Source organism: Paenibacillus jilunlii (genome assembly GCF_900102965.1).
Lineage (GTDB): Bacteria > Bacillota > Bacilli > Paenibacillales > Paenibacillaceae > Paenibacillus_AQ > Paenibacillus_AQ jilunlii.
Genome location: NZ_FNGM01000024.1, coordinates 68569 through 90802, shown reverse-complemented (window position 1 = coordinate 90802; position 22234 = coordinate 68569). Strand labels below are relative to the sequence as shown.

Annotated in this window: 5 protein-coding genes; all 5 read left to right on the top strand. The window is 52.0% G+C overall.

What is annotated here, in order from left to right:
* Positions 1-18 precede the first annotated feature (18 nt).
* Genes BLQ82_RS27610 through BLQ82_RS27560 form a run of 5 tightly spaced genes read left to right on the top strand, consistent with a single transcriptional unit; the run spans position 19 to position 22220 of the window.
* Positions 19-1605 carry a cysteine peptidase family C39 domain-containing protein gene (locus tag BLQ82_RS27610; RefSeq protein ID WP_062525466.1) on the top strand — a complete coding sequence of 529 codons (1587 nt, stop codon included), beginning with the start codon at positions 19-21 and terminating at the stop codon, positions 1603-1605.
* A gap of 55 nt (positions 1606-1660) precedes the next feature.
* Complete coding sequence (locus BLQ82_RS27605) at positions 1661-8215, top strand: SDR family NAD(P)-dependent oxidoreductase (protein WP_062525464.1); 6555 nt, start codon at positions 1661-1663, stop codon at positions 8213-8215.
* 29 nt (positions 8216-8244) lie between these two features.
* On the top strand, positions 8245-10896 hold the full coding sequence (locus BLQ82_RS27600) for a non-ribosomal peptide synthetase (protein WP_062525462.1): 2652 nt from the start codon (positions 8245-8247) through the stop codon (positions 10894-10896).
* 10 nt (positions 10897-10906) lie between these two features.
* Entirely contained in the window at positions 10907-21415 is a 10509-nt protein-coding gene (locus BLQ82_RS31185) for a hybrid non-ribosomal peptide synthetase/type I polyketide synthase (RefSeq protein ID WP_062525460.1), read from the top strand.
* Positions 21408-22220, top strand: a complete 813-nt coding sequence (locus tag BLQ82_RS27560) for a transglutaminase domain-containing protein (RefSeq protein ID WP_062525458.1) — start codon at positions 21408-21410, stop codon at positions 22218-22220. The genes BLQ82_RS31185 and BLQ82_RS27560 overlap by 8 nt, the downstream gene beginning before the upstream one ends.
* The last annotated feature ends 14 nt before the right edge of the window (positions 22221-22234 follow it).

The window sequence follows — 22234 nt, the reverse complement described above, 5'->3', positions numbered from 1 at the left end:
AAACCCAAGGGGATTACAATGAACGTATTGGATATCATTCCGGTTCACCACGATTGGAGAAATTGCAGGGAGGACACCATTGCTTCTGTTGCATCCTGGGTGCAGCGTAACCATGAGCTTATGTATGCGGAGTCGTGGGGATTTTCCTTTGACAGCCAGCAATGGAGCCGCACGGGGAAGCTATCTTCAGGCCTCAGTCCTGAATCCGGAAACATGCTTCCTTTACTGGCGCAGCACCATGGTATCGGTATCCGGATCGCAGAGAACCTGCGCTTTCAAGATGCGGTCGATGTAGTCGCCCGGGAATTGGCAGAATCCAGACCCGTCATCATTGAACTGGATACGTATAACTGTCCTTGGGATTCCGGGTTTCATAACTATCATTACCCACACACCAATTTAATTGCCGGGTACGACGAAGGAAACCGCATGTACAGCTTAATCGATTGTTTTTACCAGAAACAAGATATCAGGCTTTCAAGTGAACATTGTTTTTCTAGCGATAGCAACCGTGTAGCTGTATTCAGATGTTCAACCCTTCCCGAGCCCATTGCTGATTGGAGGACCATCATCCAACAGGCTGTCAAAAGGATGACAGTACAAAACCAAAGGGAGCATTCATTTCATCAGATGAGAAGTCTCGCGGCTATTTTGGAGCAATCTCCCGATTTAGGCGGAGAATTCAAACAGTATGAACATATTTGGATGGCGCCGCTGCTGTCCGTGCTAAGCACTATCAGCAATGGCAGAAGACAATTTGCAGCGGTACTGCAATATTTGAATACCAGACAACAGGAGCAGGATTTCCATGAAACGGTGAATGAACTGCATTATGCTGCATCGCAATGGAGCACCCTGCTCTCTATGGTGACCAAATCCTACTACAGCCCAAGGGATAAAAGTCTAATGCACAGAGCGGCCCATAAACTTCGGATGATCGCAGACAAGGAAGAACAGATTGCCGGTCAGCTTCTCTCTATGTGCGAAGACAAGGCGAAAGGTCATCCGGCTTTGTCCAAAAGTATTAACGTGAGTCCAATCAACGATCAAGTTCAAGTGGATATGAAATTCGTTGAGCTATCGGAATATTACAATAATAAAGGCTTTGACGGCTCACTCTCGCCTGAGAGCAAGGCGGATTTTACGCTGATGGGCGATTATTTTCTAGCCGATGATCCTCCAGTGGAGTGGAAGACCGAAGGGATGGAATTTTCCCTCCCGGTATTGAACTGCAGTGATTATGACAATATTTCATGCGCTGCACAGTCCATTAGGATTCCATTGGGCTGCTATTCCGCCTTGGCGCTGGTAGGATGCTCGGAGTGTGGGAGTTACTCGGATCAGATCGAGCTTGTGTACGAAGACCGGTCCGCGTCTTTCCTCTCCATTGCTTTTACAGACTGGTATATGAACCCCCTTTACGGTGAAAAGATCGTCTGGTCAGGCATGGCAGCATCACGAAAGAACGGGCAAGTGAAGCTGGATGAATCCCGGGTACGTGTATTTACCCAAAATTATGCACTTGATCCGGCCCGGAAAATTGCAAGCCTGAGGCTGCCTGATTGTCCTAATTTACATATTTTCGCTATGGCCTTATATGCCTGAGATTATAACGCAGGTGCCCCAGAGCAAAGAAAATGACGAAAAAACGAGGGTAATTATGAAGGAAAACACGAGAACAGGTTTAGAAGTTGCCATTATTGGAATGTCGGGTTCTTTTCCGGGTGCCAAAAACCTTGAGCAGTTTTTCCAAAATGTAAAGAATGGTGTGGACAGTATTTCCTTCTTTACGGATGAACAATTGGAGGAGGCCGGAGTTCCCGCAGAGGTATACACCAAAGAGAACTTCGTCAAAGCAAAAGGTTACCTCAATGAGTGTGAGTACTTCGATAATTCCTTCTTTGGGTATACACCGAATGAAGCGCAATTTATGGACCCGCAGACGAGACTGCTGCACGAGCATACTTGGATGGCCCTGGAGGATGCCGGTTATCCGCCAGGCAGGACACAGGATGCCATCGGAGTCTATGCAGGAGGACGGCCCCACTTTCACTGGGAGGCATTATCCCTGTCCATGGGCTCCCGCAACGGGGCTGAGGATTTTGAGATTGCCCATCTGAATGACAAGGATTTAATGAGTACGAGAGTCTCCTACAAGCTGAATTTAAAAGGGCCCAGCTATACGCTGTTCACGGCCTGCTCCACCTCGCTCGTTGCGGTCCATGCGGCTTGCCAGGGGGTCATCAGCGGAGAATGTGATATGGCAGTAGCCGGCGGGGTATCCGTTACGAGTCCATTGAAAAACGGATATTTCTATCAGGACGGGATGATCCTGTCGTCGGACGGCCGCTGCCGGGCGTTCGATGCCGCATCGGACGGGACCGTGGTGGGCAATGGCATCGGCTTGGTGATATTGAAACGGCTGGAAGACGCCTTGGACGACAAGGACCACATTTATGCCGTTATAAAAGGAACGGCGATTAATAATGACGGTAACCGCAAAGTAGGCTACAGTGCGCCGAGTGTAGATGGACAGGTAGAGGTCATTCGGACGGCCCACCGCGTAGCCGGGGTAGATCCTAAGGAGATTGGTTACATTGAAGCTCACGGAACAGGGACGGCTCTGGGTGATCCGATTGAAGTCAAGGCGTTAACCACAGCTTTCCAGACAAAACGTAAACATTTCTGCGGGTTAGGCTCAGTCAAAACCAACATTGGCCATCTCGACAGTGCGGCCGGAATAGCCGGGCTTATAAAAACGGTGCTGGCTCTGCACAATAAATGCCTGCTGCCAACCTTGCATTTTGCAAATCCCAATCCGCATCTCATGCTTGAAGACAGCCCGTTTTATCTGGTAGACCGGATGAGAGAATGGGAGAGCGGTTCAGGGCTGCGCCGGGCAGGGGTAAGTTCATTTGGTGTTGGCGGAACCAATGCGCATATCGTTTTGGAGGAAGCTCCATCAGGGCAGAGCGCCAGGCAAGAGGAGGCACAGGAGCAGCTGCTGGTTTTTTCAGCCAAAACCAGGGAAGCGCTGGAGGAGTCCATTGAAGCGTTTGTACAAGATGTGCAGAAGCATCCGGGGAAAGATGTTGCGGCGATTGCGTATACCTTGCAGCAGGGACGTGAGCATTTTTCCTATCGTCAATATGTGTCCTGCAAGGCACTGCTTGCCGGTTGTGAAGCTTTAAGAGTGAAGGCGGGGCAAGCCCTGCGGGTTGATCCGAAAAAAGAATTGAAGCCTGTACACTTTCTATTTGCCGGGATGGAACCCGAAGAGGCGGTGCAGCATTACCACACCTGCTTGCATCATCCGTATTGCCGCGAGGAAATGGAAGGGCTGCTGCTTCAGGCGAGCGGGATAAGAGGGGTTAAGCGTGCCGAGCTTTTATCGGGTGGGAACGATGTTTATGCTGGACAGACGCCGGTCTTTCTCTTTCAACTGGCCTTGGCCAAATGGCTGCTGCGGGTGGGTGTGAAGCCGGCGGCCCTTATGGGGACCGGGACCGGGGCGTATGTGGCGGGCTGCTTAGCCGGTGTTTTTACCCTGGAAGAGGCGCTGATGCTTATTGAGAAAAGAGACCGGCTGCTGGAGGAATGGCGGGGCAGCGAAGGGGATCTCTTTTTGCTGGAGGCCCTCCAGTCCGAATTTTACGAGGCGTTTGATTCTGTTTCCTTGTCTGTGCCTGCGATTCCGCTGCTCTCTGCGGATGCCGGAAGAAATACTGTGAAGGATGTAACGCTCCCGGACTATTGGGTCAATTCATTAGGTGCAGATGACAACAAGAGCCTGCCCGCAGAGGCGGATGAAGCGGATAAGCATCTGGTTCTTGACTTCGGCGCAGCAGGTGAACCATCCGGACCGTCCGGACCTATTTGCCTTGTGAAAAGCGAGCCGGACCTCCTTGATGCTCTCGGCTGTATATGGGCAAACGGCTATCCCCTCCAATGGGACGAGCTTGCCAAGCATCAAAGCCCATCCCGGTTGGCGCTGCCGACCTATCCCTTCACCCGGAAAAGGTACTGGGTGGATACGCAGCAGATTAAGCAGTTCCAGAATATCTGGAAGCGTCAAGAACCCCAACCCGGCAAGAAAAGCAAGGAAGAATGGATGTATGTCCCCTCATGGATACGTTCTGAATACATGCCGGAAGAAAGGGAGCAGCAGCAAGGTTTATTCGCAGTTTTCGCCACGCAGGAGCCCTTTGTAGCCCAATGTATTGAGCAGCTTGAGCAAATGGGCCATACGGTTGCCCGGATTGAGGCCGGTGAATCCTTCCAGCAAAATAAGCTGTCATTTGCGATCAATCCGGAAATCCCGGACGATCTGACGCAGTTGCTGGATATACTTGCCCGGCGGGGTGACGGGCCAATCCGGATTGTGCATTTTTGGTGCATGCATCCGCAGTCTGCGGCCCACGAACAACTACCGGAAGCGGAGGAATGCAACCGCCTCGGGTACTACACCTTATTGAACATTGCCAGAGCGGCCGGCCAGCTTCAGCTTCGGCAGCAGGTAACCATCGACATCGTGGCCAACCAGGTGGCAGAAGTAATCGGAAACGAGACGGTTGTCCCTGCAAAGGCCACATTGCTCGGACCGCTTCGTGTCATTGCCAAAGAGTACGAGAACATTGCCTGCAGGCTGATCGACACCGATCAATACGACCATCGTATCCTTTGCCGCATACTATCCGAGCCGGAAAATAACTGCCGTGCCGATTGGATCGCGCTGCGGAATAACTATATTTGGGAGCCCGCCTTCAAGCCGGTGCGCCTAACAACTCCGCTGAATGCAGTCAACAAGCGCTTAACAACCGGAGGGGTATATGTCATCACCGGAGGTCTTGGAGGCATCGGATTGCATGTCGCCAGGTTTCTGGCAGAGCAGTATCAAGCTCAAGTGGTCTTGCTCAACCGGTCGCAGTTTCTACCCGAGGCCGAGTGGGACAAGTGGTGTGCAATCCATAGCGGGGATGACCCGGTAAGCCAAAAAATTGCCAGCCTGCGGGAAATCAAAGCAGCGGCAAGCGGCTTCTATCTGGTTCAGGCGGATATTACGGATGCCGCTCAGGTCAGAGCTGTTTTTGGGCAGATCCTTGAGCGCTATGAGGCTATCAACGGGATTATCCATGCTGCGGGTGTTCCGGACGGAGCGGTCATTCAGCGAAGAAGCAAGGAGATGTGCGAAGCGGTTTTTGGCACCAAAATTTATGGAACCCAGGTTTTGCAAAAGGTTATCGAAGAGCTGTCGCTCCCGGTCGATTTTCTGCTGCTCTTCTCATCCTTAAGCTCGCTGCTCGCTCCACCGGCACAAGTAGCGTACAGCGCAGCCAATTCCTTTTTGGATGCTTATGCCCGGGTTAACACCAGAAGGGGGTATTTCACCCAAGCCATCAACTGGGATAGGTGGGAGAACACCGGAATGACCAGCCTCTCGGCGCAAACCCGTCCAGCCGGTACTGCTCCGGGAATCTCTTATCAGCCCGGGGAGCATCCGTTGTTTCAGTATTCCGTGAAAGAAAATACAGGACGCACTACGTTTCTTTCTTATTTCCATACCGGCAGAGATTGGGTCTTGGATGAACACCGCATAGCGGGCCAGGCCGTGCTGCCGGGAACCTGCTATCTGGAAATGGCGCGTGCAGCCTATCAATCAGCGTCTTCGAATCCTGAAGCAGCCGTAATGATCCGTGATGTTTTTTTCTTGACCCCGCTAGCGGTCGCAGAGAATATAGAGGTTCCGGTCAGAACAATACTTACCCGGGACGCAGAAGGCTATCAATTTACGATAGAAAGCTATCTGGAGACCCCCGGGGGCAGGTGGATACTCCACGCTCGCGGCAGCATTGGCACTGCCGATATCAAGCCCCAAGACTATGAATTGGCTGCGATCCGCAATGCCTGCGATCACAGCCGCTATGGCAGGGAGCATTACAACAACCGGCGGGACAGCCAATTCCGGTACGGTCCCCGGTGGGACAGCTACCGCTGGGGAGGATTTTCTCAGCAGGAGGGCCTGTCTTGCATTGAACTTCCGCAAGCGTTCGCAGGAGATTTGGCTGTTTATGGATTCCACCCGGCGATCCTTGATGTGGCGCTGGTGCATATGGGGCTTGCACACACCGGGGCCGGCCAGTACGTTCCATTCGGCTACAGAAACATTACGGTCCATGGGAAGGTGCCGGGAAGAGTATACAGTTATATCCGTCACCGGACAGAACACTCTGTAGGAAACAAAATCATGGAGTTTGATCTGACGATTATGGACGAACACGGCCAAGGGATCGTTGAAATCGAGGGCTATCAGGTTACAGCCGTCACGAATGAACAGGTCAGCGGGGGAGGCGCAGCTGGTAAAAAAACAACTGCGGTCCAGGCGGCTCAGGAAACTGTCAACGGCAATCCGGGTGCTCTGACTCCTGAGGAAGGACTTATGATTCTGGATGCCGCATTATCGACTGCCTATCCACAGGTGATTGTATCTACTGTTGATTTGCCTGCACGGGTGGAAGCCTATCAGAATGAGAAGGTGAGCCTGTATCAGGACAATGGCAGCAGCTCTGCGGAGGACAAGGTGAGCGCTTCAGGAGTGAATATGTCAGTCCAGGAGTTAGAACATGTGATCAGCAGCATTTGGCAGAGTGTTCTGGGGCATGAGCAAATTTCCAGAGACGATGATTTTTTTGATTTGGGTGGAGATTCGCTGAAGGTGCTAACGGTCGCAGAGAGGATCTATCAGGCGATCAGCATCAAGATTCCGGTTTCGGTCTTCTTTCATACAACCGTGCTGAAGGAGCTTGCCCGGCACATTCAAGCGGCCTATCATACAACGACCAAAGAATATGCCGCCATTCAAAAGGCTGCGCCTGAGGCTCATTATCCCTTGTCATCGGCGCAAAAACGGTTGTATTTTCAACAGCAGCTCCAGCCGGACAGCGTTGCCTACAACATTCTGGAGGTCACATCGGTTGAAGGTGAGCTCGATCCGGATAAATTACAAAACGCATTTGATCTATTAATCCAGAGGCATGCGGTGTTGCGGACCAGCTTTGACGTCATCAACGGGGAGATTGTCCAGATCATCCATGACCGTGCCGGATTTCAAGTGGAGCATGTGACCGTAAAGGAAGATGAAGTCGATGAGGTGGTTGAGCAGTTTATGCAGCCGTTTGATCTGCGGTCGGCTCCTTTATTGCGGGTAAAGCTGGTCCGCTGCGGTATGCAGAAGTATGTGTGGCTGTTTGATATTCACCATATCATTGCCGATAACCTGTCGGTTGAGATTCTCAAGAGCGAGCTTATCCGCATATATAACGGTCAAGCCGGACAGCTAAAGCCAATCCTCCTGGAGTATGTTGACTTTGTGGGCTGGCAGAACGAACAGATCAGACGCGGAGAATTCGACAAGCAAACCGGGTACTGGCTTCAGCAATTATCTGGGGAACTGCCGGAGAACCAGCTTCCCACCGATTACCCGCGGCCTGCCGTGCTGAGCCACCAAGGCGATATTTATACATTTACTTTAGATAAGAACGTAACGGGCCGGCTGAAGCAAGGGATGAAGCGCAATACCACCACATTATTCATGAATATGATGGCCCTTTACAGTGTCCTGCTGCACAAATACACGGGCCAGGATGAAGTGATGGTCGGGGCGAGTCTAGCCGGAAGAAACCATGCAGATCTGGCGGATATGGTCGGCATGTTTGCCAATGTGCTGCCTTTCCGTTCCCGCATCAACCGCGATGGATCATTTGAACAGCTGTTGACAGAGGTCAAAGCGCAGAGCTTGCAGATTTTTGAAAACCAGGATGTTCAATTTGAGGTATTGGTCGAAGCCTTGGGCCGGAGCCATCAGCTAAGCGGTAATCCCTTATTCAATGTAATGCTGGTGCTGCCCGATGTTGCACCCGCCGAAGCGGCTATGGATCAGGTGAGGCTGCAGGCGTATCCGTTCCGCAACCCGTCGTCCAAATTCGACATGACGCTATGGGTGTACGATTATGACGACAGCATTGAAATGCGGATGGAGTATTCGACGGATTTGTTTGCCCGCAAGACCATTACAACAATGTGCAGGCATTTGCTGGATATTGCCGGACAGGTTGCCGGGAACCCGGACATCCTTGTCAAAGAAATTATGCTGGATTCAGGTCTCGTTAGGACAGAAGCGCTGGATTTGCTTGATGACGGGAATGATTTTGTTTTTTGAGCAGTCAATCCACAGCAAAGGAGTGGGGTATGGTGAAAGGTAATTTCTTCACAAATGTGCCGTACTTGAATGATGTGTACAAGAAGGAACATCAATACTGGCTGCACAAGCTGGCCGGCCTGCCTGACAAAAGTCACTTTCCCTATGAACCTCATAAAGACCGCCATCAGGAAGGCCATATGGAGACCATCCCCTTTTCACTGGACCCCGTCCATGCCCGGAAGCTGGTGCAGATCAGCAATGACTCCGATGCCCGGCTGCATGTGCTGCTGCTGGCATTCACTTCCGTGTGGCTGTTCAAGTATTCGGGACAAACGGATATCGTGCTTGGCACAAGCATTTACCGGCAGCACAATGAAGAGGATTTCATTAATACCGTCCTCCCGATTCGGGTACAGCTTCAGAATGAGATGCGGCTGATTGACTTGATTTCCTTAATGAAGCAGAGTGTTTCCGAAGCCGCCCGGCACCAAAACTATCCGTTCGGGCTCATGTTGAAGCAGGCAGGCTTAGCATCCGATGTATTGGATGTTTCCGTGATTGTGAGCAACATCCAGGACGAGCAGTATTTATCCGGAACCCTGTCCAATTTCACAATGATCGTCCAAAGGGAGGAGAGCTTGCTCCAGGGTGAAATCCGCTTCAATGCTTCGGTCTACAGTGCCGATACGGTCAACCAATTGCTGGAGCATTTCCATGTGCTGCTGGAGCGGTCGCTTGCAGACTTGCACAGCACTGTGCAGGAGCTTTCGATTCTGACAGAGAAGGACCGGCAAATCCTCGAACACAGCAATGCCACAGCTGCGGACTTTCCGGAAGAAGCAACGATCCCGGGCCTCTTTGAGGAATGTGCTGCTAAATATCCGAACCATACGGCGGCAGTATTTGCGGCTGAGCGCTTGTCCTACCAAGAGCTGAACCGCAAATCGAATCAAGCGGCCCATCATCTGCGCCGGCTTGGCGTAACAGCCGAATCGGTTGTAGCCTTGATCCTGCCGCCTTCCCTGGAAATGATCATCGGCATAATGGCGGTCCTTAAGGCGGGAGGCGCATATTTGCCCATCGACCCGGACCTCCCGGCACAAAGGATAGACTATATTCTGAAGGACAGTCAGGCCGGGCAGATTCTAACGGTTCAATCGCTTTCATTGCCGCCAGGGACCGGCGAAAGCTGTGAGGTGATTTTTCTCGATGACCCCAAGCTGGAGCAGTATTCCGGTTCCAACCTGGAGCATGTCATTCATCCTAACGACTTGGCCTATATCATTTATACTTCCGGCACTACAGGAAATCCCAAGGGTGTCATGATCGAACACCGGAATGTCGTCCGGCTATTTTTTCATGAACATAACAGGTTTGATTTCACCTGCCAGGATACATGGACACTTTTTCATTCGTTTGGCTTTGATTTTTCCGTGTGGGAAATTTTCGGCGCATTGCTGCATGGCGGCAAGCTGCTGCTGATTCCGAAGCTGCTCAAGAAAGATTACCGGTACGTTGTGCAGGAGCTGCGAAACGAGCACGTAACCGTATTCAACCAGACGCCATCCTCCTTCTACCAATTCATGCAAGAAGAGCTGGGAGATACCGGGGAGAAGCTGAGTTTACGTTATGTGATTCTTGGCGGAGAGGCTTTGCAGCCGGGCAAGCTGGAAGCCTGGAGAGCGAAGTACCCTGACACCAGAATCATCAACATGTATGGGATTACCGAAACGACGGTACATACAACCTTTAAAGAAATCGGCACAGAGCAGATCCAATCGAATCAGAATAACATCGGTGTGCCTTTTTCAACAGTACAGGTCTATATTCTCAATCAGCAGCATGAGCAAGTCCCTATTGGAACTGTCGGAGAAATATGGGTTGGCGGCGAAGGGGTAGCACGTGGTTATATGAATCGGGCGGAATTGACCGAAGACAGATTCCGAACCTGCAAGCTTGTGGACCGTTGGATACGTCTTTACCGGACCGGTGATCTGGGCAGATATCTGCCAAGCGGTGAAATGGAGTATGCGGGGCGCAGGGACAACCAGGTGAAGATAAGGGGGTTCCGCATCGAACTTGACGAAATCTCCGCCCACCTCCTGACGGTAGAGTCCATCAAGGAAGCTGTGGTGTCGGTACGGGAGATTGAACCAACGGCCCAAATCCTGGTTGCCTATGTGGTGATCAAGGAGGGGCGGGAAGACGCATTCGATCCAGTGGAAATCAGGCAATATCTGCAAACGCGTATAAGCGATTATATGATCCCTTCCGTCCTGCTGCCGATTTCAAAGGTCCCGTTAACACTCAATGGAAAAGTAGACTATGGCCAGCTAAATACCCTTGAGCTCAGGCAGCAGGTAAAAGGGGTGTTGACCCCGCCAGGCACGGAGATGGAGCACAGAATCGCGGAGATTTGGAAAACTATCCTCAGAATGGACCGCATCGGTGTGCATTCGACCATCTTCGATCTGGGCGGAACGTCGTTTGATGTAATCACGATCAGCAAAGCATTGTCAGAAGAATTGGGTCAAGAGGTGCCGGTGATCACCTTGTTTACCTACCCGACGATAAGTATGCTGGCTAAGGTGCTCAAGGCCGACAGCCCTGTGACGGAACTTAGTGCCGATTCAAGAGAAGCTTCCATCGAGGAAGGCAAACGGGCAAGAAGGCAAAAATTACGTCTGTTGAAGAAGTAGGGGTGATAGCGTGCAGAATTACAGTGGTTTGGAAATTGCAGTCATTGGCCTTGCCGGCAGATTTCCGGGAGCAGGCACCATTTCAGAATACTGGGACAATCTAAAGAACGGCGTTCATTCGGTCCGGACCTTTAGTGAGCCGGAATTGGTTGCCGCCGGAGTAGAACCCGGCTTGGCCGCTAAGGCAGAGTATGTCAAGGCAAAGGGCTATCTGGAAGCAGGCAATTGTTTTGATGCCCGTTTTTTTGACTACACCCCCCTGGAAGCAGAACTGATGGACCCGCAGATGAAAGTGTTTCATGAGTGTATTTGGACGGCTTTGGAGGATGCCGGCTATGCGGCGGAGGCGGATCAGCAGCTTATCGGGTTATTCGCGGGGGCATCTCCGAATCATATGTGGGAAGGGCTTATGGGCCTGTCCGGCAAAAGCGGGGTCATAGGGCATTGGGCTGCCTCCCAACTGCTGGATAAAGACTATTTAAGCTTGCGGATCGCACACAAATTAAATCTCAAAGGCCCGGCCCTGTCGATCTATACAGCATGCTCCACCTCTCTCGTTGCCGTGCATATGGCAGCGCAGTCGCTGCTGAACGGCGAGTGCGATATCGCCTTGGCGGGCGGGGTCACGGTCACCCTGCCTGAGAAAAGCGGTTATGAATATCAGGAGGGCATGATCTTATCCCCCGACGGGACATGCCGGGCGTTTGATGCCGATGGAAAAGGGATTGTGGGGGGAGATGGAGCGGGCGTAGCCGTCCTGAAGCGTCTGCAGGATGCCCTTGATGACGGTGACCAGATTTATGCGGTCATCAAAGGCTCCGCAGTGAATAATGATGGTCTGCAAAAAACGGGATTTACAGCCCCCAGCACCATCGGGCAGGCAGAGGTCATCCGGACAGCGCTCAAGCTGGCTGAGGTATCGCCGGACAGCATCGATTACATCGAATGTCACGGAACAGGGACGCCGCTGGGCGACCCGATTGAACTGGAAGCCTTGGAGCTGGGCTATAACCCGGAGCGAAGACATGCGTGTGCGCTCGGCTCGGTCAAAACAAATATTGGACATCTGGACAGCGCAGCAGGCATTGCTTCCTTCATCAAAACAGTTCTGGCGCTCAAACATAACATGCTCCCCCCATCTCTGCATTTTCAGACGCCGAATCCGGTGTTGAAGGTGATTGAAAAGGGCTTTTATATTAATGACCGGCTGACAGAATGGCCCTGCAAAAATGAGCCCTTGCGGGCCGGAATCAGCGCATTCGGCATCGGCGGAACCAACGCCCATATTATTGTCGAGCAAGCACCGCCCCTGCGGGAATCTTCCGCCGGTCGGGAGTGGCAGCTGCTTCCCGTTTCAGCGAAAACACCGTCGGCTTTGGCGGCGATCAAAAAGGATTTGGAGCGGTATTCCAAAGCAGAACCCAATCGCCTCGCGGATATTGCATATACACTGCAAGTCGGCAGAAAACATTTTCCTATACGCGAGGTTGCCCTCATCAACCGGAAGAGCCAACGGGTCCTTCAATTTGCTGAAATGGCAACAAAGGAAGGCACGGCGGGATTGGAGAATTCTCCGGTGATTTTTGTGATCCCGGATTTTACGCAGCACGTATGGAGTGGCAGCGAGCTTGATGAACTTGAGCAATTGTATCAAGAGGAGCCCGGTGCCCGCCGCTTCCTGAATCAGGCGCTGGGAATGATGAACCGGCTGGTTCCGGACAGGGCTGCATTGAAGCCGGAGGACCTGCGGAAACGTGAGTACAATCCAATGCTTGCGTTTGGCAGCTATTATGCTGCAGGGAAGTTGTTCATCGAATGGGGATTGCACCCGGAAGCTGTGATCGGAAGAGGAAAAAGTCAATGGCTCGCTGCCTGCCTGTCGGGAGAGCTTTCGCTTGAAGAGGCTGTCCGTTCCTTTCTGTTGAGTCTGGACGATTACGGGACGGACCAGCCGGAGGCCGGCCGCAGGGTTTCCCGGCAGGAGGAGATTTGGCTGGTGTTAGGCGCAGGCGATGGGGCACAGCCCTTCTTGGACAGACAGTCCGCTAAGCCCCAAATCATCGCCCTGGACAAGCTGGACACATACTCCCTTATGGCTGCTGTAGGTACATTGTGGCTGTACGGCAAGGACATCAAATGGCGGGAATTATACCAACATGAGCAGCGGAACCGTCTCTCTTTGCCCACTTATGCCTTTGACCGCCAGGAATTCCCGGTAGATACAGAGCTGTTCAACCTTAAGCAGCTTCTCAATCGGCCTCCATCCGGGAAGGGCAGTATCCCGGCAAATAGGGACGATATCCGCAAGTGGTTTTATATCCCCGCCTGGGAAAGCGCCTCACTTCCTAACTATGAAGGCAGAATGCTCTCCAGGGATGCAGTCTGGTTCATTTTTTGTGACCCGACCGGTCTGGGAGAAGCGCTGGGCGATCTGCTCAAGCAGCAGCAGATCCGCTGCATTATGGTTGAACATGCAGAGCATTACCAGCAAATTACGGCAGATCACTATAGGGTGAATCCGCTGCGCAGCGAAGAGATGGACCGGCTGTATCATAGCCTGGACGCGGTTCCGGATCACATCTGCTATCTCTGGACGGTCACCTCACCGATGGAGCCGGAGCTGGCTAATATCGAAATCGGCCAGCAATTGTTTTTGCATCATATTTTGCGTCTGGTCCAATTCTTAGGCACTGCGGCTGCTGCTCAAGAGGTACACTTACAGATCGCTTCGAATGGATTGTATTCAGTAACACAGGAAGAAATGCTGTGCTCCATGAAAGGGCTGCTGCTGGGTGCCAGCAAAATTATTCCGTACGAATATCCGAATATCAAGGTTTGCCATGTGGATTTCCCGCTGGCGGAAGGTGATGCCGCGCGGCAAAGAGAGCAGGCCCGGCAAATGCTCCGGGAATTCCAGTTTGAGTTTCCGAACAAGCAAGTCGCATACCGGGGGAAAAGCCGGTGGATCGAATCGGTCCAAAAGCCGCTTTTGTTAGCCAGCCCTGGCAAGGTTCCGCCATTTAAGGAAAATCTCGTCTGTATGATTACAGGGGGGCTGGGAGGAATGGGCCTGGCGCTGGCGGAATATTTAGCCACGCAGTACACAGCCCGCCTGGTTTTGGTGGGCCGTTCTGCATTTCCGCCGAAAGGTGAATGGGAGCAATGGATGGATCGCCCGGACGATGCAGAAGTAACCCGGACCATTCGAACCATCCGGTCGCTGGAAGCGGCAGGGGCAGTGATTGAGGTGCATAGCGCCGATATCTCAGATTTCAGCGCCATGCAGCAGGTGGTTGACCAGGCGGAAGCGCGGCTGGGACCGATAACCGGGGTCCTGCACACGGCTGGAGTTGCAGATTATGCCGGAGTCATTCAAAGACGGACACAGGCGATGACCGACGAGGTGCTGCTGCCCAAGGTTAAAGGGACCATCGTGCTTGATACGCTTTTCCGCAACCGCAGGCTGGACTTTTTTGTTTTATTTTCCTCCATCGGCAACTATATTTATGGCCGCAAGTTCGGACAGGTGGGATACAATGCGGCAAATGAATTTTTGGATGCCTTTGTACACTACCGCTTACAGCACCGGGAGGGCTTTACAGCCACGATTAACTGGAACGACTGGGCGGAAGCCGGAATGTCCGTGAAAGCGATGGAGAAGAACCGCAGCCTGCACAAGGCGGTCAACGACCTTCAGTTTGAAGCCGAGGCGATCACGACAGAACAAGGTGTCAATGTGTTCCGGTATATTATGGAGAACCGCATGAACCGGGTAATCGTGTCTGCGCTCGATTTGCCGGCATTGATGGAGGAGAGCAACAACATCAATGTGGAGGCCATTCTGGAGCAGGAGGCGGCTGCCCATGCCATGGAAGCTGCACCTGCAGCAGTTGGCAGCGGCAGCCTGCTCACGGAAGTCGGGCTGCAGCAGCAGATTGCGGATATCTGGAGCACAGTCCTGGGAATTGACGCTATCGGCATCGATGAGGATTTCTTCGCATTGGGCGGCGATTCCCTTAAAGCGATCACCATCGTATCATTGGTCTTCAAAAAGCTTGGAGTCAAGCTCCCGCTCCCTGCATTTTTCCACAAACCAACGATCCGTGAAATTAGCCGTGTCATCCAGGAAGCAACCCGGAGTAATTATGCCCAGATTAAGCGCGCACCCCAAAAAGAGGGTTATCCGTTAACTCCGGGACAGAAAAGGCTCTATTTCCTCAGCCAAATGGAGAAGGAAAATAAACAGTACAACAATATTATTGCACTGCAAGTAAATGGGCCTTTGAACTTCGGGAAATTGGAAGCTTGCCTGAGTCAGCTGATTCGCAGACATGAGAGCCTGCGGACCTGCTTCCGGAGAATAGATGGGGAATGGATGCAATGGATTGAGGAAGAGGTCCAGGTGACCCTTGATGTTGTGGACATCAAGGGAACGGTCAAGGATAAGCACATTGAAGCATGGGTACAGGTGTTTGATCTGGCGGCAGCGCCGTTATGGAAAATTGGTGTGTTTAAGGAAAGTGAACACCGTCATCTTATTGTGTTTAATATTCATCATATCATCACCGACGGGACCTCGAATGCCATCCTGATCGACGAGTTCACTACCCTGTATCAGAATGACGGGAAGGTCAGCGCCTTGCCGCCTTTAGCTGTACAATACAAGGATTACGCGGAATGGCGGAATGATGCGGCGAACGTCAGCAATGAAGCCGCTGAGGCCTATTGGCTGGAAACGTTCTCCGGGGAAATTCCGCTGCTCGATCTGCCTGCAGACCATTCACGTCCGGCATTCAAGACCTACCAGGGCTCTGCGGAAATGTTCAGCATCCCGAAAGAGCAGGTACTGGAAATTAAGCAGCTGGCGGCCGGGCAGGAAGCGACACTGTATATGGTATTGTTTGCGGTTTGGAACATAATGCTGGCTAAGCTGAGCGATCAGGAAGAAATCATTGTAGGCGTGCCCACCTCGGGAAGAAATCACAGTGATATCGAGCATGTAATCGGCATGTTTGTGAATACCCTACCGATTAGAAGCCGGATTTCCACCAAGCAGACGTTTGCTGAAATCCTGCATGCCATGAAAGCGAACATTTCCAATGCGCTGGAGCACCAGGATTATCCTTTTGAGGATCTTGTCAGCCGGCTTCAAATTACACGTGACTTTGGACGAAATCCTTTGTTTGATGTGATGTTTGCTTTTCAAAATGCCAATGTAAAGCAGCAAGAGGCCGGACAGGTCCAGCTGAATGAGCTGGAAATGACGCCTTATCCGTATAAGACAACAACGTCGCGCTTTGATCTGACACTGGACGGCGAGGAGCGGGCAGGCGGGCTTGTTTTCACTTTGGAGTACGCGACGGACTTATTCAAGAGAGAAACGGTCATGCGCTTGATCCGATATTTCCGCACCATTCTTCTGGAGGTTCTGAAACACCCCGCGCAGAAGATCGGCCGGATTCATCTGCCCGATGACCAAGAGACGGACCGGCTGCTTAACCGCTTCAACCAGACTGCAGGTGAGTATCCGGAGCATCTGACCGTTCATCAGCTTTTTGCCGCCAGGGTGAAAGAGCATCCGTACCAGGTGGCTGTCACGTTCCGCGATCAGAGCATTACGTACGATGAACTGGACCGCCGGGCGCAGCAAACGGCACACGCCTTGCGGGCACAAGGAATCGGTCCCGATCAGGTCGTTGCACTCATCACCACGCGTTCGGTTGATATGATCGTCGGGATATTAGCCATATTACAGGCCGGCGGGGCGTATTTGCCTATTGACCCGGGCCTTCCGGCGAATAGAATCGCTTATATGCTGGATGACTCCCAGGTTCAAGTCATTTTGACCAACACGTCTGTAGAAAATCAGGGAAATCGTATTGTCATGGACATGCGCAGCTTGAAGATGGATCAGGGTGCCCCCCTTCCATTGCCGCCCGTACACAGCAACCGTAATCTGGCGTACTGCATGTATACTTCGGGAACTACCGGCTTGCCGAAAGGGATTCTGGTGGAGCACCGGTCCTTAATGAATTTTTTATCGGCGATGTCGGATATGCTGTCCTTCGGGAAGGATGAGACGTTTTTATCGTTAACAACCGTTTCATTTGATATTTTCTGGTTAGAAAGCATCCTGCCTCTGTTAGCCGGATATCAGGTGGTCATTGCCGATGAGCTTCAGCAAAAAGATATACACGCATTGGTCACCTTAGTAAAACAAGCGGAGATCAGCGTAATGCAAACCACACCGTCGCGTCTGAAGCTCCTGCTCGCTGATTCAGAACTGGCGAAGGCGCTGGGCTCCTTGCGGTATTTGCTGATCGGAGGGGAGCCCTTGCCGCAGGCTTTGGCGGAGCAGGCGCGAAGCATCATGAATTGCGGACGGATATTTAACCTTTATGGCCCAACGGAAACGACTATTTGGTCTACGGCACAAGAGGTGACGGCAGGTCCCGTAAATATCGGCAAACCGGTCAAGAACACACAAGTTTATATCCTCAATGACGAGCTTCTGCCTCAGCCCATAGGCGTTCCCGGCATCCTGTATATCGGCGGACACGGTGTTGTGCGGGGGTATCAGAACAATCCGGAGCTGACTGCCCGGAGGTTTATTGATAATCCGTACCGTCCCGGTGAAAAAATCTATTGCACGGGAGATCTGGCCAAGTGGACGGAAGAGGGTACGATTGAATACTTGGGAAGAGCAGATTTTCAGGTGAAAATCCGGGGCTACCGCATTGAGCTGGCGGAGATTGAACAGCAGCTCGATACCCATCCCGCCATTGAAAAATCCGTGGTCCGTGCCCAGCGGGATGCCCAGGACGAACCCATGCTGGTTGCGTATTATACAGCAGCCCACACCATTTCGGGCGCGGAGCTCCGGGAGTATTTGCTGAAGTTTTTGCCGGTCTACATGATCCCGCAGCATTTTATGCAGATCGGCAAGATTCCCCTCATGATCAGCGGCAAGCTTGATGTAAAGGCGCTGCCGCCTGTAACAGGTACTCTGGTTCAACCAAGCGGAGCACGCCAGCCGCAGGGTGAGGTGGAGACGAAGCTGCATGAAATCTGGAAGAAAGTACTGCGTATCGGGGATGCCGGTGTGCAGGACGGATTTTTTGAAATGGGCGGAAATTCGATTCAAATCATGCAGCTCGTTTATGAGATCAACCAATGTTTTCCGGTGTCCTTTCAGTTTACACATTTTATTGAACGGCAGACGATAGAGAGGATAGCGGACTTCATCAAAGAGGCATTACAAGAGGAGCGGGAGGAGGAATTGCCGTCCATTGCTGCAGATCCTGCCAACCGGCATGAACCGTTTCCATTAACGAATGTGCAAATGGCGTATTACCTGGGCAGAAGCAGCCATTTTGAACTGGGCGGCGTTTCGACCCACTCGTATCTGGAGATTGCCACAGAGCTGGACATCCGCCGGCTGAACCAATGCCTGAATATCCTGATTCAAAGGCATCCCGCGCTTCACACCGTGTATTTGCCGGATGCCACACAGCAGATTTTGCCGGAAGTGCCGGAATACCATATTTATGAATACGACCTGAGCGGATACGCCGAAGAAGCGAAACATAAGAGAATTGCCGAAGAAAGAGACCGGATGTCTCATCATATCTTCAATCCGAATATCTGGCCGCTGTTTGAGATTGTGGCATTCCGCTCCTCCCCGGAGGAGAGCCTGCTGTGCATCAGCTTTGATCTGCTGATTATGGATGCTTACAGTCTGGAGATCCTGCAGAAGGAAATCCTGGCGCTGTATGCTGACCGCTCATTGCAGCTGGAGGAGCTGTCCATTACCTTCCGGGATTACATCGTAGGCTACCAGCAGATGAAAACCAGCAAGTGGTATCTGGAAGACAAGAAGTACTGGCTGCAAAAGGTAGAGGATTTCCCTTTAGCTCCCGTCCTTCCTCTGCGGACACAACCGCAGCACATCAAAAATCCTTATTTCAAGCGGAAGTCGAAGCATTATTCGCAGCAGCATTGGCAGCAATTCAAACGAATTTCGCAAAACCATAATTTGACCCCTTCGGCGGTGTTATGCACCGTCTATGCCGAAGTGCTGGCGAATTGGAGCAACCAGCCCCAGTTTGGTTTGAACTTGACGCTGTTTAACCGGTTGCCCTTGCATTCTGATGTAGACAAGCTGATCGGGGATTTCACCTCTCTTCTGTTGTTAGAGGTCCGGATGAATCCCGGAGCTTCATTCTGGGAGAAGGCAAGCAACATTCAGCAGGTGCTGATGGAAGCATTGGCCCACCGCCATTTTGACGGCATTGATGTGATGCGGGAAATCAGCAAAAGAAGAGAGCTGGGGAACAAGGCGCTGATGCCGATTGTGTTCACAAGCGCTTTGTTTGAAAATGGTGAAGACGGCGGGGAAGCCGCGGAAAAACAAGGCGAAGCCTCTGATGGAGAGCAGAGCACCAACGGAATTACGCAAACCTCCCAGGTCTATCTTGATAACCAGGTGGCGCTGATCCATGGGAAAATGGTGATTAATTGGGACTATATCAGCGAGCTGTTTGATCCTGCCGTGATGGATGCCATGTTTGAGCAATATCTGTCGCGGATCGATGCCATTATGGATTCCCGTGAGGAAAGGGGCTTTCCGGCGGTACCGGCGTCGGACTACGCCAGCATCCAGGCCTATAACCATACGGAAGAGCCGATTCCAAGCAAGACCTTGCACGGGCTTTTTGAAGAAGCCGTCCACCAAACTCCATATGCGGTTGCCATTGAAGCCGATCATGCAAGCATTACCTACAAAGAGCTTGATGACAGGGCGGACAAGGTCGCGGGTTGCCTGCGGAGTCTTGGGGTAAGCACCGGTGACAGGGTTGGTGTGATTGCCAGGAAAGAAATCGCTACTTTTATCAATATCTTAGGCATCCTGAAAAGCGGTGCTGCCTATGTGCCGATTGATCCGGAATATCCGCAGGAACGGGTGGACTATATCCGTAACCATAGCCAGTGCAAGCTTGTTCTGGAGACGGATTATTATGAGAAGAATTACAGAGGACAGCATTCCGCGGAACCACAGCATCGCGCTCATCTGCCGGAAAGCCTCGCTTACGTAATCTATACATCGGGAAGCACAGGGAATCCCAAAGGCGTTATGATCAGCCATCAGGCTGCATGCAATACCGTTCAGGATATCAATCGGAAGTTTCAGGTGAACGCTGAGGACCGGATGCTGGGCATCTCTTCGCTTTGCTTTGACCTGTCGGTCTATGATATTTTTGGAGCATTTGCAGCAGGGGCAACGCTTGTATTGGTGAAAGATCAGAAGGACATCCGGCAGCTTGCGGCTACCTTGTCCGCCCAAAAGATCACCATCTGGAATTCTGTTCCCGCGATCATGGACCGGGTGGGATCAGAAATAAGAGCGCAGGGCATATATCAGGAAAATCTTGATTTACGGCTGGTGCTGCTGAGCGGAGACTGGATTCCCCTGCATCTGCCGGAGACTGTCAAGCAGCTGTTCCCTGAAGCCAAGCTGATCAGCTGCGGGGGGGCGACAGAATCGTCCATATGGTCCATCTATTATCCAATAGACGAGGTCATGCCGCAGTGGACAAGCATTCCCTATGGCATGCCGCTAGCCAACCAGCGATTCTATGTCCTCAACCAGCAGATGGACTATTGCCCGCTTGAAGTGCCCGGCGAGTTGTACATCGGGGGAAGCGGAGTGGCAAACGGCTACCTGAATGATCCGGATAAAACTAGCCATTCCTTTATTCATCATCCCGAATTGGGGTACATTTACCGGACAGGTGACTACGGAGTATTGCACCGGGATGGCTGCATGGAGTTTCTGGGCAGGAAGGACCAGCAGATAAAAGTAGGCGGCTACCGCATTGAGCTGGGTGAAGTGGAAGCGCAGCTGCAGCGTTGTGATGGGGTCCGGCAAGCGGTGGTTCTGGCAGCGGACGGGGAAGAAAAGCGTTTGGGCGCCTATCTGATTCCAGCCAGCCCTTCAGCAGATCAGGCAGCATTCATCAATGAAGTCCGGGCGCGGATCGCCAAGGTCCTGCCGGAGTACATGATCCCGCATTATTTTGTCGTGCTGGAGCAAATTCCTTTGACAGCGAACGGGAAAATGGATGTACAAGCGCTGCTGAAGCTGCAGCCTGCCGGCAATAAGCAGACGTCGGCCTATGCGGCTCCGTGCAATGAAGTTGAAGAGAGCATCGTAAACATCTTTAAAGAGCTTCTGGAAGCGGACCAGGTGGGTACACTGGACAATTTCTTTGAGATGGGCATCAACTCCCTTCAGATTGCAATGATAAACAACAAGCTGAAGCAGGAATTCCAGAAAGAAATTCCCCTGCTCACCCTGTTCGAATACGCAAATATTCACGCGCTGGCCGGGTATTTATCCGGCAATGACCAGAATGAGCCGGATGATATGCCGCAGGAGCAAATACTTACACGGAATCAAGGAAGAGAGCGGATGAAACAGCGAAGCGCCAAGAGAAGGGGACAGACGGACAGTGAATAAATCTTATGTGCTGCAATTTTATAAGGAGTATACTCCGAACACAGACCCATACAGCCTGCGCTACCTCTTTGATGAGCTGCCGGATGATCTGGGCGAATTATGCAAATTGATCAAATGTCAATTGATTCATCCTGCGATGGTGAAGAAGGTAAGGCATTTGCTCACTTCGTATACCAAAAATGAAGATGAGCAATTCTATACCGTTCAAGACATGCTCGAGGCTTTGGTAGAGCGCAATGCCAATGGAATTATCGGTGAGCGGCTGCCCCGGGAAAGATTGATTGTCTCCTGCCGGTTCCATTCGCTGCTGCTTATTTCCATACTGCGCTCCAAGGGAGTCCCGGTGCGCTGCAGAGTCGGTTTTGCAAGGTATCTCTCAGAGCATCAATTGAAATATATCGATCACTGGATTTGCGAGGTGTGGGACGAAGGCGGGGTGCGCTGGATCAGAGTGGACCCCGATATCGGAATCGTCGATCTTCAAGGGGATGATTTCCTGGAGGCCGGAGTTGCCTGGTTAATGGCCAGAGACAAAGAGATTAACCCGCAGCTTTTTGGCGTGAAAAAATCGTGGGGAATGCACTACATCCGCAACAACCTCTGCTATGATCTGCATGCTGTGCTTGGACGGGAGCTGCGGTACTGGGATTATCCTCCTATTTGCCAAAAAGGAATAGATGAATTGGATTTCGAGGAATTGCAATTGCTCGATGAAGCCGCCATGTATCTTCAAGACCCCGATGCCCATTTTGAGCTGCTGCAGGCGCTTTTTCTGGAGAATGAATCGCTGCAATTCAAAGGGTAGGAGAGCCGAAGGAT